Genomic DNA, 19,227 nt, shown 5'->3' on the forward strand with positions numbered 1-19,227 from the left:
CTGTCCGCGACTAGCGCAGATCCTTAACGGCAACGTGGTCCATATCATCGAAGACCTGGTTTTCACCTACCATGCCCCAGATGAAGGTATAGGCACGCGTGCCTACGCCGGAGTGAATAGACCAGCTTGGAGAGATGACTGCCTGCTCGTTATGCATAACGATATGGCGCGTCTCCTGCGGCTGGCCCATCATATGGAATACACAGGCGTCTTCTTCCATATTGAAGTAGAAGTACACTTCCATGCGGCGCTCGTGGGTATGGCACGGCATGGTGTTCCACAGGTTGCCCGGCTCAAGCTCGGTCAGCCCCATGCTGAGCTGGCAGGTTTCCAGCACGTCGGGAACGAAGTATTTGTTGATGGTGCGGCGGTTACTGGTGAGGTTGTCACCCAGCGTGACCGGAGAAACCTCCGCCGGGGTCACTTTTTTGGTTGGATAGGTGGTGTGTGCCGGGGCGCAGTTGTAGTAGAACTTCGCCGGTTTGCCGCTGTCCACGCTGGCGAACACCACTTCCTGCGCGCCTTTACCGACGTACAGCGCATCGCGATGACCAATCTCATAGCACTGGCCGTCAACGGTGATGGTGCCCGGTCCGCCGATGTTAATTACGCCCAGCTCGCGACGCTCCAGGAAGAAGCTTACGCCCAGCTGTTTGCCCACTTCGCCACCAACAGAAACCGTTTTAGCAACCGGCATAATGCCGCCAACGATAATGCGGTCAATGTGGCTGTACACCATGGTGTATTCATCTGCGACAAACACTTTCTCGACTAAAAACTCATCGCGCAGTCCCTGGGTATCCAGCGTTTTTGCATGCGCACTGTGGATGCTTTGTCTGACTTCCACATTAACCTCCAGAATTTATCGGCCCCAAGGGCCAGGATAATTAACAAAACGGTGTTCCGTTTTCATGATGGGCACATATTATCTGCTGTGAAATAGGTTTTCAATTACATTCAAAACGATGTTTCACTTTTTCTGCGAGTTAATCTCAAAATTGCAGTTGTGATCACGATTGTCAGGGAGTTGACAACGCTTTTCTTAAACATTTTTTAAATCAACTCGAATTAATTTATAGAATAAACAGTAGTTTATAATTGATTTGCACATTAATGCTGCGATGAGATAAAACTCAAAGAATTTAACGAATCTGCTGAATTTGCCGGGTTTTCCTTCAGAAGTGCGCCACCAGTCACACACACTGAAACGATGTTTTGATATTTTAACACCCAGTTTTTAAACTCATATTTTACCGATCGGAGCGCAGGCGCGATCCTGCCGTCGAATTCAAGGAGTGCATCATGGCAAAAGGTATGCGGGTCAAACTGAACTATGAGGTCAGCCGCGATCCGGATACAGGCGTGGAAGTGACCCGCCTGACCCCCCCTGAAGTTACCTGTCATCGTAACTACTTCTACCAAAAGTGCTTTTTCAACGATGGTAGCCACCTGCTGTTTGCCGGTGAATTCGATGGCCACTGGAACTACTACCTGCTGGATCTGAAAAACGCCGAAGCGGTGCAGTTAACCGAAGGCGCGGGCGATAATACCTTTGGCGGCTTCCTGTCGCCGGATGACAAATCCCTCTATTACGTTAAGAACGATCGCACCCTGCGCGAAGTCAATCTGACCACCCTTGAAGAGCGGGAAGTGTATCGCGTCAGCGACGACTGGGTTGGCTACGGCACCTGGGTGGCGAACAGCGACTGCACTAAACTGGTCGGCATCGAAATTGCGAAAAGCGACTGGACACCGCTGAACGACTGGAAAATCTTCCACGACTTCTTCCATAAGGGCCCACACTGCCGTCTGCTGCGGGTGGATCTGCAGACCGGTGAAAGCAGCGTGATCCACGAAGAGAAAAACTGGCTCGGCCATCCGATTTACCGTCCGTTTGACGACAATACCGTCGCGTTCTGCCACGAAGGTCCGCACGATCTGGTGGATGCCCGCATGTGGATGGTCAACGAAGACGGCAGCAACGTGCGTAAGGTAAAAGAACACGCCGAAGGCGAAAGCTGCACCCATGAATTCTGGGTCCCGAACGGCTCGGCGCTGGTGTATGTCTCTTATCTGAAAGGCCAGCAAGGGCGTACCGTGTACAGCTTCAACCCGGACACCGGCGAGAACAAAGCGGTCATGAAGATGCCAGCCTGTTCGCATCTGATGAGCAACTTTGACGGCACGCTGCTGGTGGGTGACGGTTCCGGTACGCCGGTAGATGTGAAAGATACCAGCGGCTACACCATCGACAACGATCCCTATCTGTACGCGTTTGACGTGGCGCAAAAGGCTTACTTCCGCATCGCCCGTCACGATACCTCCTGGGCAACGGTGGCGAACAGCCGTCAGGTTACCCATCCGCATCCGTCCTTTACCCCGGATGATAAAGCGGTTCTGTTTAGTTCCGATAAAGACGGCAAACCTGCTCTCTATATTGCGAAGCTGCCTGAGCAACCTGAATTATTGCGTGAATAAATGTTTGTGTTTGTGTTCCTGTAACTGGCCTTGCCCTCCTTTATGGAGGGCTTTTTTTATTGCCTGTTTTTTTTAGCACCGCCAGATAATAGATATAAAAAAACCGGCTCATCAGAGCCGGTTTATCCCGGAGGTACTGCTTGTTATCAGAATGAATATGCCACGCCGACACGCAGACGGGTCTGGCGTTCATCGGTCTCTTTCACACCGACGTTACCCACTTCGCCGTACGGTGCCCAGTTTTTATCGATTTTATACGCCAGCTTGACGTTATATTCCTGGGAGTAATCTTTATTATTGTTACGAATATTCCCTTCGGAGCTTTTCGCATAGACGTAGTTCAGCTCGGTGCGCCAGTCGCCCATTACCCAACCTACCCACGCATCACCACGGTTTACTTTATCGTCGTCTTTATTCGAGCTTGATGGATAACGGGTGTAGTCATAGCGGTAACGGGCAGCGACATAGAAGCCATTGTCAAAGCTATATTGCGCGTGCAGATACGGTTTATAAATGGTGAAGCTGTCTTTACTTTCGAGCGTAAAACCTGGTGTTAACGCAATGTTCTGGTTCGCTTTCCAGCGCCAGCTGATCTGATCTTCGTGACCGTTGCCTACAATATCCGAAAATGGCTGATCGGCTTTATCACCGCCTGACTTCCATTTCGCTTCTACAGAAAAACCAAAACCATTTTCGAAACGGTGCGAAACCGCAACACGGTCTGCGTTCGAGCCGCTATCGATGTATTCGTGACGCAGATCCACGGTGACAGCCTGAGCTGCGAAAGAAGCGCCAATAAGTGAAGCAAGGACCAGAGATTTCTTAAACATGGAAAAACCCTCGTTTAAAATGATGTTTCGTTTTTATGGAATTGCATTTTATTTTTTTAAATACGTAATTTTAGTGATCATGATCGTAATTATTTGTTTCATTTTTTTTGGCAAAGCCAGCCGTGAGCAATATCAACAAAAGAGGGTTTTTAAAGGGAATTTAACGGATCGCGATCACACTAAATCGTTATTACCGATTCAGCGAATGCGTTAAATATTTCGCGGAAGTTTGAGAATCTACTGACGAGGGTAAAAATATGACATGGGTCACAAACAAATAAGCCCCCGGAGTCGGAGGCCTGTTTGGTTGATATATATCAACGCGAATTATCTTTCAATGGCTAATGCCACGCCCTGTCCGCCGCCGATACACAGCGTTGCCAGTCCTTTGCGGACATCGCGTTTCACCATCTCATGCACCAGCGAGACCAGAATACGGCAGCCTGAGGCACCGATAGGGTGGCCCAGGGCGATGGCGCCACCGTTGACGTTGACCCGGCGTTCATCCCACTCCAGCATTTTGCCCACCGACAGTGCCTGAGCAGCAAAGGCTTCATTCACCTCGATCAGATCAACGTCCGCCAGCTCCCAGCCCGCCCGCTCAAGACAGCGGCGGGTGGCGTGTACCGGGGCGATACCCATTAAGGCAGGATCGACGCCGACGCTGGCAAAGGCTTTGATCCGCGCCAGTACCGGCAGATTCAGCGATTCGGCTTTGCTCTCACTCATCATCATTACCGCGGCGGCACCGTCGTTAATAGAGGAGGCGTTTCCGGCAGTGACCGAGCCGGTGAGCTCAAAGGCAGGATTGAGCTGGGCCAGCCCTTCTGCGCTGGCGTCGGTGCGCGGCTGCTCGTCGGTATCCACCAGCAGGCTCTCCCCGCCCTGCTTCCGGGCGACGACCGGCACAATCTCATCCCGGAAGCGGCCCGCGTCGATAGCGGCCCGGGCCTTATGCTGGGAACTCAGGGCATAGGCGTCCTGGAGTTCACGGGTGATGCCATATTCACGCGCCAGGTTTTCCGCGGTAACGCCCATATGGTAGTCGTTGAAAGCGTCCCACAGGCCGTCATGCACCAGGCTGTCGATAAGCTGGCTGTTGCCCAGCTGCGCCCCGGTGCGGCTGTCGGTTAGCACGTGCGGCGCCCGGCTCATGTTCTCCTGGCCACCTGCGATCACCACATCGGCTTCACCGCACTGGATCGCCTGGGTCGCCAGATGCAGCGCCTTTAAGCCGGAGCCGCACACGTCGTTGATGGTAATGGCAGAGACGGTGTTGGGTAATCCGCCCTTCAGCGCGGCCTGGCGGGCAGGGTTTTGCCCGGCGCCAGCGGTCAGCACCTGACCGAGGATCACTTCGTCGATCTCGTGTGCTTCGATGCCGCTGCGCTCCACCAGCGCACGAACCACCACGCTGCCTAACTCAACCGCCGAGTGGCGTGAGAGCGCTCCCTGGAAACAGCCGATTGCGGTACGCAATGCACCCACTATCACGACGTCTTTCATCTCTACCTCTGTGCAAAATGACACCGCTCATAGTAGAGGGGTTGTTATCAACTAATGATGTAATTGTTTAAAAAAAGTGAGTTTTATCACAAAGAATCCGTGAGCCAGCTTTAAGGCCCTGGCACATATTCACGTAACTGATAATTTTCACGGTAATTATTAGATAACGCGTTGGCAATACGACCGGCGTGGCGATAAGTTAGGAATGCAAACACGCGTTAACACTGGAGTAACAAATGTCCGACTGTATCATTCCAGAAATCAAAGAATCAGAAGAAGAAATCATTGCTATTCGCCGTCATTTACATGCCAATCCCGAATTAAGCCTGGAAGAGTTTAATACCAGTAATCTGGTTGCCCGCCAGCTCGAAGGCTGGGGCTATAAGGTCACGCGGGAGATCGGCAAAACCGGCGTGGTCGGCTCGATCACCAAAGGCCAGGGCACAAAATCCATCGGCCTGCGCGCCGATATGGATGCCCTGCCGATCCTCGAAGCCACCGATTTACCCTGGGCCAGCACCGTACCGGGCAAAATGCACGCCTGCGGCCATGATGGCCATACGGCCATCTTATTAGCCGCCGCGAAATATATCGCCTCCGACGCCTGCCAGTTTAACGGCACCGTGCACCTTATCTTCCAGCCTGCCGAAGAGGCCATTGGCGGCGCGGATCTGATGATCAAAGACGGGCTGTTCGATCGCTTCCCCTGCGACCGTATTTTTGCCCTGCACAATATGCCTTACCTGCCGACCGGGAAATTTGGCTTCTATGAGGGCAACTTTATGGCCTCTGCCGATACCGTGAAAATCACCCTGAAAGGGTACGGCGGGCATGGCGCGCACCCGGAACGCACCGTGGATCCCATTGTGACCGGTGCGGCGCTGATCATGTCCCTGCAGAGCATTGTGGCGCGTAACGTGCCGCCGGGTGAAACCGCGGTTGTCACCGTGGGCACCTTCCAGTCGGGCATTGCCTCCAACGTGATCCCGGACAGCGCGGTGATGGAGCTGACGGTGCGTTCGATGAAGCCGGAGATCCGCGACCTGCTGATCCGCCGTATTCAGGAGATCGCCGACTTTACCGCCCGCAGCTACGGCGCCACCAGCGACGTGGAGATCTATGATTCCTATCCGGTACTGGTGAACGATGCGGAACAGACCGCCTTTGCCCGCCAGCTGGCCGTGGAGTTCTTTGGTGAAGAGGCGGTACTCGACAGCGTCTCCCCGTCCAACGGCAGCGAAGATTTTGCCTTTATGCTGCAGCAACGCCCGGGAAGCTACTTCCTGCTCGGCAACGGCGTGAAAGGGGAAAAAGGCGGCTGCATGGTGCATAACCCCGGCTACGACTTCAATGACGAGATCATTACTACCGGGGCCTCCTTCTTTGCCCGTCTGGTTGAAAACTATTGCCGTTAAGACAGGGACTGAATAATGAAAAAATACCTTTTACCCCTGGTGGCCCTGCTGGCTGCCTCATCCGCCTTCGCGGCCGAAACGAAAGCGCTGCGTTTTGGCGTGGATCCGACCTTTGCGCCCTTTGAGTCCAAAAGCCCGCAGGGTGAAGTCGTCGGGTTTGATATCGATCTGGGGAATGCCATCTGTCAGCACCTGCAGGCGAAATGCGTCTGGGTTGAGAACAATTTCGACGGCATCATCCCTTCCCTTAAAGCGCGTAAATTTGATGCCATTCTTTCGGGGATGTACATCACCGAAAAACGTAAAGAGCAGATTGCCTTCAGCGATAAAATTTACAGCGGCCCGGTGTTCCTTGTGGCGCGCAAAAACACGCTTCCCGGCAACAGCCTGGCGCAGCTGAAGGGGAAAACCATCGGCGTGGAGCAGGGTTCCGCTCAGGAAACCTATGCCAACCAGAAATGGCGCGGCGAGGGCGTTAACGTTGTGGCCTATCAGGGTGCGGACCAGGTGATCCGCGACCTGGAATCCGGCCGTATCGATGGGGCGGTGCTCTCCGGGGTGATGGCAGAGTACAGCTTCCTCAGCCAGCCGCAGGGCAAAGAGTTCGCCTTTGTCGGCGGCGCGCTGCAGGACGATGCCCTGTTTGGCGCCGGGGCTGCCATCGGTCTGCGTAAAGAGGATGAGCAGCTGCGTCAGGATCTGAACGGCGCCATCGCCGCGATCCTGGCCGACGGCACCTATAAAAAGCTCGCCGCGAAATACTTCAGCTTCGATATCTATACCGGCAAATAGCGTTGCTCCGCCCTTCACTGGCTGGAGGGCGGCAATTTCCAGTGCTGGGTTAAGGGGGGCGAGCCGCCGTTCACCGGGTCCCGCTCAGGAAACGGCAGGGCAACGATCCGCGCCAGTATCGCTGGCGTCGCCGCCTGCTTGCAAAGATCGAATTCCATTCCCGGCGGATAGGCTCCCACCACCATAAAATCGAGAGAGGCAGATAAGCGGCAGTGCCCGGTTCCCGCAGGTAATAGCAGTGCATCCCCTGCTTCGACGTCTATCTCCTCACCACCAGGCCCGCCAATGACCAGCCGCGCTGTCCCCCGGGCAATGCCCAGGACTTCATGGGCGGTAGTGTGGTAATGGTGATAATCAAAAATCCCATCGCGCCACTGAGGTGGCCAGCCGTTGTCGGCAAACCGTTGTTCGAACTGGCCGGCAACGTCGCCATCCGTTATCACCCCTTTATAAATCAGTACCGGCAGATGGGGATGATTCGGCACCCAGTCTTTAGACGAGAGCATCAGCTCCCGGGGCGTAATGGTATCGTTAACGGTCATGGCTCTTCTCACTCAGCAGTGACATTCCGTTAAGTGTAGTGCGTTTTTGTTTCGCTACTGCTACAGCCATTCTCACAACGGATCCGCTTTTAGCTGCAGCCAGTTCCGCAGCCAGTTGCCTGCCGTTCCCGGCGGGGAGCGCTTGTTCCAGAGCAGATCGATGGCCACCGAGCGCGGCCAGCCCGACACGTTGAGCTGCACCAGCGCCTTTGCCGGGGCAAACTCCTCCACCAGCGCACAGGGCAGCGCGCACCAGCCGAAGCCCTGTACCGCCATGCTGAGCAGCATCAGGTAGTTGGGCGCCGACCACACCGGCCCCTGCGCCAGCACCGGCTCCCGCTCCAGATAGGTGTTAAGACGCAGCTCCCGCCAGCCGTGCAGTTCGTCCGCGTCAAGGCGTTGTTGTCCTGCCAGTGGATGGGTGGCCGAGGTGTAGATCGCCATATGGGTCTGCATCGGCAGGCGAACGGCGGCGATGTCGGTGGGATAGCTCTCCCGCGCCCCGGTAAGGCCGATTTGCGCCCGCTCTTTTTGCAGCAGGTCGATGACGTCTTCCTCTTCACCAATCAGGCATTCGAATTCGGTATGGGGAAAACGCTCATCAAAACGAAACAGCATATCTTCCAGCACGTCGGGGTGCAGGGTATCAGAGAGGACGAACGTCAGCCGCGCTTCGGTCTCTTCGCTGAGAGAAACCGCCAGCTCATCCAGCCGCGCGCTGGCTGCCAGAATCGACTGAACATAGCCAAGGACCTGCCTGCCCTGGGCGGTAAGCACCGGCTGGCGGGCGCTGCGATCGAAAAGGGCGAAGCCCAGATCCTCTTCAAGATGGGCGATGGCGGTACTGATGGTGGACTGGCTTTTCCGCAGGCGTCGCGCGGCGGCAGAGAACGATCCTGCCGCCACCGTCTCGACGAACGCGGTTAACGCTTCGGGGGAGTAGCGCATGATGTATCTACTTTATCGATGGAATCTAACTTTTATATATCAATAATTGCGATAAAAATAGCCGGATTATTTGCCCATCCTGGCATTTTATGAGGTAAGACGTTATGCAGCACAACGATGTTCAGCGCAGAAAACTGCCGGAACGTATTTTTCACGCCGTCTGTTTCGAGGGTATTGCCACAGCAATTCTTGCACCGACTACCGCATGGCTGATGCAGCGCCCGGTGCTCGAAATGGGCGGATTAACCATTATCCTCGCTACCACGGCGATGATCTGGAACATCATCTTTAACGCTGTGTTTGACAGGCTGTGGCCGCGGCATAAGGTGCCCCGCACCGCAAAAGTCCGCGCCCTGCACGCCCTTGGCTTTGAAGTGGGGTTCATCTTTATCGGGGTCGGTATTGTGTCGCTGGTGCTGGGCGTGAGCCTGCTTCAGGCCTTCACGCTGGAGATTGGCTTCTTTATTTTCTTCCTGCCTTACACCATGGTTTATAACTGGGCGTATGACACCCTGCGGGATCGCATTGTGAAGCGACGCCAGCAGCGAGACATTATCACCCCGTAATCCTTCCGGCCGGAAATGCTTTCCGGCCCGCCTTCGGTAGCGTCAACTGCGACCCCAACTCCTCAATGTGGTAAAATAGTCTCCTTTTTGTTGGTTTTATAGTTGATACGTTTCTCTCATGTCGAAAATCTGGTCTAAAGAAGAGACCCTCTGGAGCTTTGCCCTCTACGGCACTGCCGTGGGCGCAGGAACCTTGTTTCTGCCCATCCAGCTCGGGTCTGCAGGGGCTATCGTCCTGCTCATCACCGCCCTTGTGGCTTATCCATTCACATACTGGCCCCACAAAGCCTTATGCCAGTTCATCCTCTGTGCTAAAACCAAAAGCAGCGAAGGGATCACCGGAGCGGTGACACACTACTACGGGAAAAAGATCGGCAATCTGATCACCACCCTCTACTTTGTCGCCTTTTTTGTGGTGGTGCAGATTTATGCCGTGGCGATCACCAACTCGCTTACCGAACAGCTGGCGAAGCATATAACGGTGGATACCACCGTACGTGTGCTGGTCAGTCTGGGCGTGGTACTGACGTTAAACCTGATCTTTTTGATGGGGCGGCATGCCACCCTCCGGGTGATGGGCTTTCTGGTCTTCCCACTGATTGCTTACTTCCTGCTGGTGTCGCTCTATCTCACCCACAGCTGGCAGCCCTCGCTGCTCACCAGCCAGATGACCTTCGATCAACATACGCTGCACCAGGTGTGGATCTCCATTCCGGTGATGGTGTTCGCCTTTAGCCATACGCCGATCATTTCGACCTTTGCCGTCGACCGGCGGGAGAAATATGGCGACGCCGCCATGGGCAAATGCACCCGCATTATGAAAGTGGCCTACCTGATTATCTGCCTGAGCGTGCTGTTCTTCGTCGTCAGCTGCCTGCTGTCGATCCCGCCGTCGTACATCGTCGCCGCCAAAGAGCAAGGGGTTACTATTCTCTCGGCACTCTCCATGATGCCCTCCTCCCCTTCGTGGCTTGGGATCTCCGGGATTGTGGTCGCCATTGTCGCCATGTCGAAGTCGTTTCTCGGGACCTATTTCGGGGTGATTGAAGGAGCGACGGAGATGGTGAAATCATCATTAAATCAGGTTGGGGTGAAGAAAAGCCGGGCCTTTAACCGGGCCGTGTCGGTGATGGGCGTATCATTAATCACCTTTGCGGTGTGCTGCATTAATCCCAATGCCATCTCGATGATCTATGCCATCAGCGGGCCGCTTATCGCCATGATTTTGTTCATCATGCCGACCCTGTCGACCTTCCTCATTCCGGCGCTGAAGCCCTACCGCTCCGTCGGCAATGTGCTGACGCTGATTATCGGGGTGTTGTGCGTGTCGGTGATGTTTATCGCTTAAAAATGAGAACCTGCAGCACGCTGCAGGTTCAGTATCAGGCGCGGATATCGTCGTATTCGCGGGTATTATCAAATTCATGTTTGGCGAAAGGACAAAGAGGAATGATTTTGCGGTTTTCTGCACGCATCTTCTCCACCACTTTTGCCACCAGCTGTTTACCCACCCCCTGGCCTTTCAGGCTGGGATCGACATCGGTATGCTCAATAATGCTGAGATGTTCGCCGGTAGGAACAAAGACGATCTCCGCGACCTGGTTGCCTTCGGCATCGTTGACATAAAACTTGTTATGGCCTTCCTGAATTTCCATGGTGTCTCGCTTATTTGTGGCGGTACTTGAGGGCGCCGCTTGGGCAGGAGTCGATCACACGCACAACCGTATCGGTATCCACTTCATCGGGGATGATCCAGGGTTTGCGTTTCAGGTTGAAGAGCTTAGCGCTGCCGCGCACGCAGTTTCCCGAGTGCTGACAGATACCGGTATTGAAGTAGACGTCAATTTTCTCACCGGTATAGGCCCGGTATCCCGCCTCCAGCAGTTCGTTATCCATGACATTGCCTCTGTGGTTATTATGGTTGGGATCAAGCATAGCGCGATATCTCCATTGAACCTGTTCGTTTAAAAATAAACAACATTTATCTGCAATCTGTCTATCCAGGCTGGATAATTAACGCTGTTTTTAAGTAATACAGGTCAGATAATGAGAACCATACCGATATTCATACTGGCATTAAGTATGATTTCAGTCGCCGGCTGTAGCACACCGAAGCCAGATAAAGTAGAGCAGATCAACAGATTGCACATTCCTTTAGTCCTCCCTGGCGCAAAAACGCTACCGGCTCCGACATCACATATTGCTACGCTGTACAATACCAATAAACGGGATATTGAGACGCTTACCGACACGCTTAAAAAAGAATATTTACAGGATGTAAATCCTAAAGAGATATTTGAAATGGACAGTGATGTACAGCCGGTTTACGCCTCTCTTTCCAGATTAGAAGCATTAGCTTCAATGAACCAGCAATACCTTAAAGATAAAAATGAAATGGGGTTACAGCAGATACATATTGTACTTAAACCTGTCATCACAGGTTAATCTCCCATACAAAAAACCCGGCAGGTCAGTGCCGGGTTCTACGAGAGCATGGGTTATCAGCGTATCAATCGTGCTGCCCGAAACGGTAGGTCAGCCCGGCCGTAACCGTACTGATATCACCGCTTACACCAATCTGATTGGCATTGCCCACGTTGCTTACCCACTGATATTCAAGGCGACCTGCCCAGTTTTCGTTAAAGGCATACTCGGTACCTACCGCAGCCAGCGGGCGAACACCCGTTTCAAAGCGATTGTGCCCACTGATATCTGATTCCGCACGGTATCCCATTGCCCCGGCGCGACCATACAGGTCCCAGTCTGGCGTGAGGGCATAGCTTGCCTTCAGGGACATCTGAATCCCCTGGCTTTTCATTGTGGCACCCGCGCCGCTGTGACGACCTTTAATCTGCATATTACCTAAATAATCGTAGCCGCCTTCAACAGCAAGCCATGAGTTAATCTGGTAACCGGTATAGATACCTCCACCGACGTTGTCCTGATCCACGTTAAAATGGCTGGAGCCACTATTATTATCCAGTGCTTTACTACCCGTATTGGTATCGAAATAGTGTGTCCATCCGAACTTTCCACCACTGTACCAGGTTCCGGCATCGCCCGCGGCAAACGCTGCGGAAGAGGTGAAAGCACTTACGATAATTAAAGCAACAACGGTCTTTTTCATAATAATCTCGTCCACATTTACTGTAGGTAAATCTCTTTATTTCTCAGTAGTGAAACGATATACAAAAACCGCTTTCAGGTTAATTATCATTCTGTTTAAAATTAAATTTTCAATCAAAAACTCTCAGGCAGATCCTTTATTTCCAGGAGATAGCCGCCACGTTTAAAGTCGATATATCCCTCTTTTTTCAGGGAAGAAATGACATTCAGAACACTACTGCGTGAGAGTAGCGTTCTGTCCTGAATATAATCCAGAATAGAGATGCGCATGCGGGTCTGTTCCGGCAGCGTTATCATCTCCAGCAGGTGGTTACGGATCACCGAATAGGTTCGCTGCTGGACGACCAGTGCGTCACGATAAAACAGATAAGCGGTATGGTACGACAGCACCGTTGCCACGTCCGCCCACAACCCTCGCTGGGTGATGATCTCCGACGCCTGGTTTGCATCAATCCGTAACATCGTCGATTCAGACTCGGTACGCAAAATATGGCCTTTCGTCGGCTGAATCATCTCTGCAATGCCAAAAAGATGCGCTTCATACACTGTGACGATCAGCAGCCCATCGGAGGCACGCAGTATGGATAGCTCCCCTTCCAGAAAGAAGTAGAGCTGGGGACGGCCTTTGTAGTTCCAGGTCATTCTTTTACGCGGGATCACCTGGATTTTCTCCGCAATCGGCTCAAGCGCCTCCAACAGACGTTGCATGGACTCTTCGGGGCGAACGGGTGAAATAAGATGCATAGTATGACCTGATAACTTTGGGTAGTAGTCAGAGTAGCCTGGAGAGTAAAGCTATAGACGCATTTCGGCTTTCAGATATAGCAACGAATAAACGATGGGTAAAATTTAAATTGTTTATTTTTAAATTTTTACGTCAGGACATGCTGATGGAAGGATGAAGCTGGAGCGGGCGAAGGGAATCGAACCCTCGTATAGAGCTTGGGAAGCTCTCGTTCTACCATTGAACTACGCCCGCTTTGAGGTGCGTAAAGCATTATAGACCTTACACCCCTTCTGACAAGACTCCCTTACGCTAACCGGCGATAAAATAACCACTTAGCACTTAGGTTTACCGCCCGGTGCGGGTAAATAGCGGATCGGATCGATGGCCGTCGCCCGATAGCGGATCTGGAAATGCAGCGCCACGGTATTGGATCCGGTGCTGCCCATCGTGGCGATCTTCTGTCCGGCCTTCACGTTTTGTCCGTTATTCACCAGCGTCGTGTCGTTATGGGCATAGGCGGTGATGTAATCCTCGCCATGCTTAATCATGATCAGGTTGCCATAACCGCGCAGCTGATTGCCGACATAAACCACTTTACCCGCATCGGAGGCATATACCGGTGCGCCACGGGTGCCCGCGATATCAATGCCTTTGTTTCCTCCTTCTGCGGTGGAGTACGGGAGCACCACTTTACCGCTGGCAGGCCAGACCCAGCAGCGCTGCCCGACGGGCGGCCAGGATGATTTAGGCACGACGTAAGAAGGCGTGACCGCGGCGGTTTTCCCGCGGCTTTTTGAGGAGGATTTTTTGCCCGCGGTGCTGGTGCCGTTGACCTTCAGCTTTTGCCCTATTTCGATGGTGTAAGGCGGAGAAATATTGTTCAGGCGCGCCAGATCCTTCACGCTAGTGCCGGTCGCACGCGAGATGCGGTACAGCGTATCGCCGCGTTTAACGGTATACACACCAGAATCCGATGAGTCACTGCCCGCACATCCCGCCAGCAGCAGGGCCAGGATCAGGCAAAACAGAGCAGAAACAGGTTTTTTCGTCGGGCTTCCTGCAAACAAAACAGTTCCTCGGTCAACGTGAATGGCCGCGCTATCATAGCAGTCTCATCCCGGATGCCCAAGAGCACCCTAAGCAACAAACAGTTTACTGACGATTACGTTATAATCGCCCCGGCCTGGCCGTGCTGAACTTAGCGGATAACAAGTCAGTATCGCCCGGCGATTTCAGCACGGGAGTGATAATGGGTACACACGAACACGTCATTTTGGTTAACGACCACGGAACGGCTATCGGAACAGAGGAAAAATACGCCGCACACACCTCGCACACCCCTCTTCATCTGGCCTTCTCATGTTGGTTATTCAACGACAAAGGGGAAACGCTGGTCACGCGTCGCGCAATGAGTAAGAAAGCCTGGCCCGGCGTCTGGACCAACTCGGTTTGCGGCCATCCACAACAGAATGAAACCCTGGAACAGGCGATGATCCGCCGCTGTCGCTATGAAGTGGGTGCAGAAATTATCGGCATCACACCGGTCGCCCCGGCATTTCGCTACTGCGAAACCGATCCTTCCGGGATTGTCGAAAATGAGATCTGTCCGGTCTTTGCGGTACGTGTTGTTAACAGTCTGGTTATCAATCCCGACGAGGTGATGGCGCATCAGTGGGTGAAGCTGGAGACCCTGCTCAGCGCGCTGGAGGCTACCCCCTGGGCGTTCAGCCCGTGGATGGTGATGGAAGCCCGGGCGGCCAGAGAAGCATTACTTCACTTCGCAGCAAACGCGAAGTAATAAAAAAGCCCCGGCGCATAACACGCCGGGGCTTTTTAGCAACGGTGACTTATTTTACCGGACGCATCGCCGGGAACAGAATCACGTCGCGGATAGTGTGGCTGTTAGTGAACAGCATCACCATACGGTCGATACCAATACCCAGACCAGCCGTTGGCGGCAGGCCGTGTTCCAGTGCGGTCACGTAGTCTTCGTCGAAGAACATCGCTTCGTCGTCGCCCGCCGCTTTCGCATCAACCTGATCCTGGAAGCGCTGCGCCTGGTCTTCTGCATCGTTCAGCTCGCTAAAGCCGTTGCCGATTTCGCGGCCACCGATGAAGAATTCAAAGCGGTCAGTGATCTCCGGGTTTTCGTCGTTACGACGCGCCAGCGGAGAGACTTCTGCCGGGTATTCGGTGATGAAGGTTGGCTGAATCAGGTGTGCTTCGGCCACTTCTTCGAAGATCTCGGTTACGATACGGCCCAGACCCCAGCTCTTCTCAACTTTGATACCGATGCTTTCAGCGATTGCTTTCGCGGAGTCGAAGTTATCCAGATCCGCCATCTCGGTTTCCGGACGGTATTTCTTGATCGCTTCGCGCATGGTCAGCTTAACGAACGGCTTACCAAAGTCGAACACCTCGTCACCGTACGGCACTTCGGTTTTACCCAGAATGTTCTGCGCCAGGGTGCGGAACAGGGATTCGGTCAGCTCGATCAGATCTTTGTAATCCGCGTAGGCCATATAGAGTTCCATCATGGTGAACTCTGGGTTATGGCGTACGGAGATACCTTCGTTACGGAAGTTACGGTTGATCTCGAATACGCGATCGAAACCGCCCACCACCAGACGCTTGAGGTACAGTTCCGGCGCGATACGCAGGTACATGTCCAGGTCCAGGGCATTGTGATGGGTGATAAATGGACGCGCTGACGCACCGCCCGGGATGACCTGCATCATCGGAGTTTCCACTTCCATAAAGTCGCGGCTAACCATGAACTGGCGGATACCGGCCATGATCTGGGAGCGAATTTTGAAGGTGTTGCGGGATTCATCGTTAGAGATGAGATCCAGGTAACGCTGACGATAGCGCGCTTCCTGATCCTGCAGACCGTGGAATTTGTCCGGCAGCGGGCGCAGGGCTTTGGTCAGCAGACGCAGCTCGGTGCAGTGAATGGACAGCTCGCCGGTCTTGGTTTTGAACAGTTTGCCTTTCGCGCCCAGGATATCGCCCAGGTCCCACTTTTTGAACTGCTCGTTGTAGATGCCTTCTGGCAGATCGTCGCGAGAAACATACAGCTGAATGCGGCCACCCACGTCCTGCAGCGTAATAAAGGACGCTTTACCCATAATACGACGGGTCATCATGCGGCCAGCAACGGCGACTTCAACGTTCAGCGCTTCCAGCTCTTCGTTCTCTTTAGCGTCGAAGTCAGCGTGCAGTTGGTCTGAGGTGCGATCGCGACGAAAATCGTTCGGGAACGGCACGCCCTGCTCGCGCAGTGCAGCCAGCTTCTCGCGGCGGGTTTTCAGTTCATTGTTAAGATCGGCTACCGCGTCAGCGCCCTGTGCGTGTTGTTCAGACATGTTGGTTCCTCATAACCCTGCTTTCAAACTTGCTTCGATAAATTGGTCCAGGCTGCCGTCCAGCACCGCCTGCGTGTTACGGGTTTCGACACCGGTACGCAGGTCTTTGATGCGGGAGTCATCAAGGACGTAAGAACGGATCTGGCTGCCCCAGCCGATATCAGATTTGTTATCTTCCATCGCCTGTTTCTCAGCATTTTTCTTTTGCATCTCCAGCTCATAAAGCTTCGCTTTCATCTGCTTCATGGCCTGGTCTTTGTTTTTATGCTGGGAACGGTCGTTCTGGCACTGTGTTACCAGCCCGGTTGGAATGTGGGTAATACGCACCGCAGATTCCGTACGGTTAACGTGCTGACCACCCGCGCCGGAAGCGCGGTAAACGTCGATACGCAGATCGGCCGGGTTGATGTCGATGTCGATATCTTCGTCCACTTCCGGATAGACAAACGCAGAACTGAACGAGGTATGACGGCGGCCGCCGGAGTCGAACGGGCTCTTACGCACCAGGCGGTGAACGCCGGTTTCGGTACGCAGCCAGCCGTAGGCGTAATCACCAATAATCTTGATGGTGACGGATTTCAGGCCTGCCACTTCGCCTTCAGACTCTTCGATGATCTCCGTCTTGAAGCCGCGGGCTTCAGCCCAGCGCAGATACATACGGGTCAGCATGCTGGCCCAGTCCTGTGCTTCTGTGCCGCCGGAACCGGCCTGGATATCCAGGTAGCAGTCGGCGCTGTCATACTCGCCGGAGAACATACGACGGAATTCCAGCTGTGCCAGCTTCTCTTCCAGCCCGTCGAGCTCGGCGACGGCTTCGTTGAAGGTCTCTTCGTCATCGGCCTCAACAGCCAGCTCCAGCAGCCCGGAAACGTCATCCAGACCCTGTGCCATTTGATCCAGCGTATCTACGATAGCTTCGAGAGAGGAACGCTCTTTACCCAGCGCCTGTGCGCGTTCAGGTTCGTTCCAGACGTCCGGCTGTTCCAGCTCGGCGTTTACTTCTTCAAGACGCTCTTTCTTGGCATCGTAGTCAAAGATACCCCCTAAGAACGTCAGAGCGCTCTGTGAGGTCCTGAATGCGGTTTTTTACCGGATTAATTTCAAACATGGTCTGTTTTCTTTTATGGACGAGTCAAAATGCGGTGTAAGGGCGGAATTGTACCGGATTCACGCCCTGTTTTATAGCGGAATAGTGATGCTAAAGTGGCCAGATATGGTCGATGATGATCTGCAGGGTACGGTTGCCGCGAAACTCGTTGATATCGAGTTTATAGGCCAGTTCGACTTCGCGCACGCCGTTGTCCGGCCAGATCGCGGTATCCACGTTAAAGGCGATGCCGTCCAGCAGCGGGCCGCCGCCTACCGGTTCCACCATCACCTTCAGATGACGCTCACCCACCAGACGCTGCTGCAGCAGGCGGAAACGCCCGTCAAACAGCGGCTCCGGGAACATCTGTCCCCACGGGCCGGCGTCGCGCAGCATCTGCGCTACCTCCATGGTCATATCCGCCGGGGCTAACGGACCATCGGTCACCACTTCGCCCTGCAACAGGGCTGGATCCAGCCAGTCGGTAACCAGTTCGCTGAACAGGCGCTGGAACTGGTCGAATTTCGCCTCTTCCAGCGACAGCCCCGCCGCCATGGCATGGCCGCCAAATTTGAGCATCAGCCCCGGATGCAGCGTATCGAGGCGCTCCAGCGCATCGCGCATATGCAGCCCCTGAATGGATCGGCCCGATCCTTTCAGCGTGCCGTCTCCGGCCGGGGCAAAGGCGATCACCGGGCGGTGAAAACGCTCTTTAATGCGCGAGGCTAAAATCCCCACCACGCCCTGATGCCACTCGGGATGGTACATCGCCAGCCCGCCGGGCAGGGTGTCGCCGCTGCGCTCGAGCTTTTCGCACAGGGTCAGGGCTTCGGCCTGCATCCCCTGCTCGATCTCTTTGCGGGTCTGGTTCAGGGCGTCCAGCTCGTTGGCCAGCACGCGCGCCTCGCCGATGTTGTCACACAGCAGCAGCGCCACGCCCACCGACATATCGTCCAGTCGGCCTGCGGCGTTCAGACGCGGTCCCAGGGCAAAGCCCAGATCGCTCGCCGCCAGTCGCTGCTGATCCCGGTTTGATATCTCCAGCAGCGCCTTAATACCCGGACGGCATTTCCCCGCTCGAATGCGGTTTAAGCCCTGCCAGGTCAGAATGCGGTTATTGGCATCCAGCGGCACCACGTCCGCCACGGTGCCCAGCGCCACCAGATCGAGGAATTCAGCCAGATTAGGTGCCGCGATGCCTTTCGACTCAAACCAGCCTTCATCACGCAGCCGGGTGCGCAGGGCCAGCATCAGGTAGAACGCCACTCCCACGCCCGCCAGCGATTTCGACGGGAAGTCGCAGTCGCGCAGGTTTGGGTTAATGATGGCTTCCGCCGCGGGCAGCGTATCGCCGGGCAGGTGGTGATCGGTGACCAGCACCGGGATCCCGAACTCGTGTGCCCGATCGACGCCGGCATGGGATGAGATCCCATTGTCCACCGTCAGGATCATTTGTGCGCCGCGGGCATGGGCCTGATCGACCACTTCCGGGCTCAGGCCGTAGCCATCTTCGAAGCGGTTCGGCACCAGGTACGAAACGTTATCGCACCCCATTGCCCGCAGACTGAGCACGCTCAGCGCGGTACTGGTGGCGCCATCGGCGTCAAAGTCCCCTACCACGATAATGCGCGTTCCTTCCCGCAGGGCGTTGTACAGCAGCTCCGTGGCGTCCTCGACGCCGCTCAGCTGCTGCCAGGAGAGCATACCCTTTACGCTGCGCTCAAGATCGTCTGCATGTCGCACACCACGGCTGGCGTACAGCCGACGCAACAGCGGCGAGAGATCCGCGGGTAACGCGGCGCTCTCGTCCACTTCACGACGACGAAGTTGTGTCGAAGATTTCAC

The 19,227-nt window shown here is 54.5% G+C and carries 20 protein-coding genes and 1 tRNA gene; 7 read left to right on the plus strand and 14 right to left on the minus strand.

Annotated features, from left to right (window positions below; translation table 11 throughout):
• Nucleotides 1-10: 10 nt before the first annotated feature.
• Nucleotides 11-847 (minus strand): 5-dehydro-4-deoxy-D-glucuronate isomerase, encoded by an 837-nt coding sequence (kduI, locus tag NB069_RS17935; protein WP_077227196.1) that lies wholly within the window; start codon nt 845-847, stop codon nt 11-13.
• A 455-nt stretch (nt 848-1,302) separates the two neighbouring features.
• Here kduI and NB069_RS17940 point away from each other — a divergent pair, with 455 nt between their 5' ends.
• A complete protein-coding gene (locus NB069_RS17940; protein WP_250585743.1) occupies nt 1,303-2,478 on the plus strand; it encodes an oligogalacturonate lyase family protein in 1,176 nt (391 codons plus the stop codon).
• A 146-nt stretch (nt 2,479-2,624) separates the two neighbouring features.
• Here NB069_RS17940 and NB069_RS17945 read toward each other — a convergent pair whose 3' ends face one another.
• Nucleotides 2,625-3,308, minus strand: a complete 684-nt coding sequence (locus NB069_RS17945; RefSeq protein WP_250585745.1) for an oligogalacturonate-specific porin KdgM family protein — start codon at nt 3,306-3,308, stop codon at nt 2,625-2,627.
• Nucleotides 3,309-3,635: 327 nt separating this feature from the next.
• The gene (locus tag NB069_RS17950) at nt 3,636-4,814 is read right to left on the minus strand and encodes an acetyl-CoA C-acetyltransferase (RefSeq protein WP_250585747.1); all 1,179 of its coding nucleotides are present in this window, start codon (nt 4,812-4,814) and stop codon (nt 3,636-3,638) included.
• A 236-nt stretch (nt 4,815-5,050) separates the two neighbouring features.
• Between NB069_RS17950 and NB069_RS17955 the strand changes: the two genes are divergently transcribed.
• Nucleotides 5,051-6,229: a M20 aminoacylase family protein gene (locus tag NB069_RS17955; RefSeq protein ID WP_250585749.1), complete on the plus strand. Its 1,179-nt coding sequence runs from the start codon at nt 5,051-5,053 to the stop codon at nt 6,227-6,229.
• 15 nt (nt 6,230-6,244) lie between these two features.
• Entirely contained in the window at nt 6,245-7,021 is a 777-nt protein-coding gene (locus tag NB069_RS17960) for a lysine/arginine/ornithine ABC transporter substrate-binding protein (RefSeq protein WP_250585751.1), read from the plus strand.
• A 14-nt stretch (nt 7,022-7,035) separates the two neighbouring features.
• On the opposite strand, the gene NB069_RS17965 is transcribed toward NB069_RS17960, so the two are convergent.
• Together NB069_RS17965 and NB069_RS17970 are read right to left on the minus strand one after the other, a co-directional pair.
• Nucleotides 7,036-7,563 carry a cupin domain-containing protein gene (locus tag NB069_RS17965; protein WP_250585753.1) on the minus strand — a complete coding sequence of 176 codons (528 nt, stop codon included), beginning with the start codon at nt 7,561-7,563 and terminating at the stop codon, nt 7,036-7,038.
• Nucleotides 7,564-7,635: 72 nt separating this feature from the next.
• A complete protein-coding gene (locus NB069_RS17970; RefSeq protein WP_250585755.1) occupies nt 7,636-8,511 on the minus strand; it encodes a LysR family transcriptional regulator in 876 nt (291 codons plus the stop codon).
• A gap of 104 nt (nt 8,512-8,615) precedes the next feature.
• Here NB069_RS17970 and NB069_RS17975 point away from each other — a divergent pair, with 104 nt between their 5' ends.
• Together NB069_RS17975 and NB069_RS17980 are read left to right on the plus strand one after the other, a co-directional pair.
• Nucleotides 8,616-9,077 carry a multidrug/biocide efflux PACE transporter gene (locus NB069_RS17975; RefSeq protein WP_250585757.1) on the plus strand — a complete coding sequence of 154 codons (462 nt, stop codon included), beginning with the start codon at nt 8,616-8,618 and terminating at the stop codon, nt 9,075-9,077.
• A gap of 118 nt (nt 9,078-9,195) precedes the next feature.
• Nucleotides 9,196-10,425, plus strand: a complete 1,230-nt coding sequence (locus NB069_RS17980) for an amino acid permease (protein WP_250585759.1) — start codon at nt 9,196-9,198, stop codon at nt 10,423-10,425.
• A 34-nt stretch (nt 10,426-10,459) separates the two neighbouring features.
• Here NB069_RS17980 and NB069_RS17985 read toward each other — a convergent pair whose 3' ends face one another.
• Together NB069_RS17985 and yjdI are read right to left on the minus strand one after the other, a co-directional pair.
• Nucleotides 10,460-10,732: a GNAT family N-acetyltransferase gene (locus NB069_RS17985; protein ID WP_039029866.1), complete on the minus strand. Its 273-nt coding sequence runs from the start codon at nt 10,730-10,732 to the stop codon at nt 10,460-10,462.
• 10 nt (nt 10,733-10,742) lie between these two features.
• Nucleotides 10,743-10,973: a 4Fe-4S mono-cluster protein YjdI gene (yjdI, locus tag NB069_RS17990; RefSeq protein ID WP_250585761.1), complete on the minus strand. Its 231-nt coding sequence runs from the start codon at nt 10,971-10,973 to the stop codon at nt 10,743-10,745.
• Nucleotides 10,974-11,159: 186 nt separating this feature from the next.
• Here yjdI and NB069_RS17995 point away from each other — a divergent pair, with 186 nt between their 5' ends.
• Complete coding sequence (locus NB069_RS17995) at nt 11,160-11,522, plus strand: hypothetical protein (protein WP_250585763.1); 363 nt, start codon at nt 11,160-11,162, stop codon at nt 11,520-11,522.
• A 64-nt stretch (nt 11,523-11,586) separates the two neighbouring features.
• Here the strand turns inward: NB069_RS17995 and NB069_RS18000 are convergent, their stop codons facing one another.
• The 4 genes from NB069_RS18000 to actS all read right to left on the minus strand — a co-directional run bounded on the left by NB069_RS18000 (nt 11,587) and on the right by actS (nt 13,997).
• A complete protein-coding gene (locus NB069_RS18000) occupies nt 11,587-12,204 on the minus strand; it encodes an outer membrane beta-barrel protein (protein WP_250585764.1) in 618 nt (205 codons plus the stop codon).
• 113 nt (nt 12,205-12,317) lie between these two features.
• A complete protein-coding gene (locus NB069_RS18005) occupies nt 12,318-12,947 on the minus strand; it encodes a helix-turn-helix domain-containing protein (protein ID WP_250585766.1) in 630 nt (209 codons plus the stop codon).
• Nucleotides 12,948-13,108: 161 nt separating this feature from the next.
• Nucleotides 13,109-13,182 (minus strand) — tRNA-Gly (locus tag NB069_RS18010).
• Between the two features lie 80 nt (nt 13,183-13,262).
• Nucleotides 13,263-13,997 carry an amidase activator ActS gene (gene actS / locus NB069_RS18015; RefSeq protein WP_250585768.1) on the minus strand — a complete coding sequence of 245 codons (735 nt, stop codon included), beginning with the start codon at nt 13,995-13,997 and terminating at the stop codon, nt 13,263-13,265.
• Nucleotides 13,998-14,179: 182 nt separating this feature from the next.
• On the opposite strand from actS, the gene idi reads away from it, so the two are divergent.
• A complete protein-coding gene (gene idi / locus NB069_RS18020) occupies nt 14,180-14,728 on the plus strand; it encodes an isopentenyl-diphosphate Delta-isomerase (RefSeq protein ID WP_250585769.1) in 549 nt (182 codons plus the stop codon).
• Nucleotides 14,729-14,777: 49 nt separating this feature from the next.
• Here the strand turns inward: idi and lysS are convergent, their stop codons facing one another.
• From lysS to recJ, 3 genes are all read right to left on the minus strand, one after another.
• Nucleotides 14,778-16,295, minus strand: coding sequence for a lysine--tRNA ligase (gene lysS, locus NB069_RS18025; RefSeq protein ID WP_250585771.1), 1,518 nt, complete (start codon nt 16,293-16,295; stop codon nt 14,778-14,780).
• Nucleotides 16,296-16,304: 9 nt separating this feature from the next.
• A protein-coding gene (prfB, locus tag NB069_RS18030) for a peptide chain release factor 2 (protein ID WP_250585773.1) occupies nt 16,305-17,403 on the minus strand; the annotation gives its coding sequence in 2 pieces (ribosomal slippage) (nt 16,305-17,327 and nt 17,329-17,403; 1,098 coding nt in all).
• Nucleotides 17,404-17,493: 90 nt separating this feature from the next.
• Nucleotides 17,494-19,227: a single-stranded-DNA-specific exonuclease RecJ gene (gene recJ / locus NB069_RS18035; protein WP_250585775.1), complete on the minus strand. Its 1,734-nt coding sequence runs from the start codon at nt 19,225-19,227 to the stop codon at nt 17,494-17,496.

Source organism: Leclercia adecarboxylata, assembly GCF_023639785.1.
GTDB lineage: Bacteria > Pseudomonadota > Gammaproteobacteria > Enterobacterales > Enterobacteriaceae > Enterobacter > Enterobacter adecarboxylatus_D.

What these genes read in the sequence shown, in the direction of transcription:
- NB069_RS17940 (WP_250585743.1), top strand. Translation starts at nt 1,303, where the DNA reads ATGGCAAAAGGTATGCGGGTCAAACTGAACTATGAGGTCAGCCGCGAT.
- NB069_RS17945 (WP_250585745.1), bottom strand. Translation starts at nt 3,308, where the DNA reads ATGTTTAAGAAATCTCTGGTCCTTGCTTCACTTATTGGCGCTTCTTTC.
- NB069_RS17950 (WP_250585747.1), bottom strand. Translation starts at nt 4,814, where the DNA reads ATGAAAGACGTCGTGATAGTGGGTGCATTGCGTACCGCAATCGGCTGT.
- NB069_RS17955 (WP_250585749.1), top strand. Translation starts at nt 5,051, where the DNA reads ATGTCCGACTGTATCATTCCAGAAATCAAAGAATCAGAAGAAGAAATC.
- NB069_RS17960 (WP_250585751.1), top strand. Translation starts at nt 6,245, where the DNA reads ATGAAAAAATACCTTTTACCCCTGGTGGCCCTGCTGGCTGCCTCATCC.
- NB069_RS17965 (WP_250585753.1), bottom strand. Translation starts at nt 7,563, where the DNA reads ATGACCGTTAACGATACCATTACGCCCCGGGAGCTGATGCTCTCGTCT.
- NB069_RS17970 (WP_250585755.1), bottom strand. Translation starts at nt 8,511, where the DNA reads ATGCGCTACTCCCCCGAAGCGTTAACCGCGTTCGTCGAGACGGTGGCG.
- NB069_RS17975 (WP_250585757.1), top strand. Translation starts at nt 8,616, where the DNA reads ATGCAGCACAACGATGTTCAGCGCAGAAAACTGCCGGAACGTATTTTT.
- NB069_RS17980 (WP_250585759.1), top strand. Translation starts at nt 9,196, where the DNA reads ATGTCGAAAATCTGGTCTAAAGAAGAGACCCTCTGGAGCTTTGCCCTC.
- NB069_RS17985 (WP_039029866.1), bottom strand. Translation starts at nt 10,732, where the DNA reads ATGGAAATTCAGGAAGGCCATAACAAGTTTTATGTCAACGATGCCGAA.
- yjdI (WP_250585761.1), bottom strand. Translation starts at nt 10,973, where the DNA reads ATGGATAACGAACTGCTGGAGGCGGGATACCGGGCCTATACCGGTGAG.
- NB069_RS17995 (WP_250585763.1), top strand. Translation starts at nt 11,160, where the DNA reads ATGATTTCAGTCGCCGGCTGTAGCACACCGAAGCCAGATAAAGTAGAG.
- NB069_RS18000 (WP_250585764.1), bottom strand. Translation starts at nt 12,204, where the DNA reads ATGAAAAAGACCGTTGTTGCTTTAATTATCGTAAGTGCTTTCACCTCT.
- NB069_RS18005 (WP_250585766.1), bottom strand. Translation starts at nt 12,947, where the DNA reads ATGCATCTTATTTCACCCGTTCGCCCCGAAGAGTCCATGCAACGTCTG.
- idi (WP_250585769.1), top strand. Translation starts at nt 14,180, where the DNA reads ATGGGTACACACGAACACGTCATTTTGGTTAACGACCACGGAACGGCT.
- lysS (WP_250585771.1), bottom strand. Translation starts at nt 16,295, where the DNA reads ATGTCTGAACAACACGCACAGGGCGCTGACGCGGTAGCCGATCTTAAC.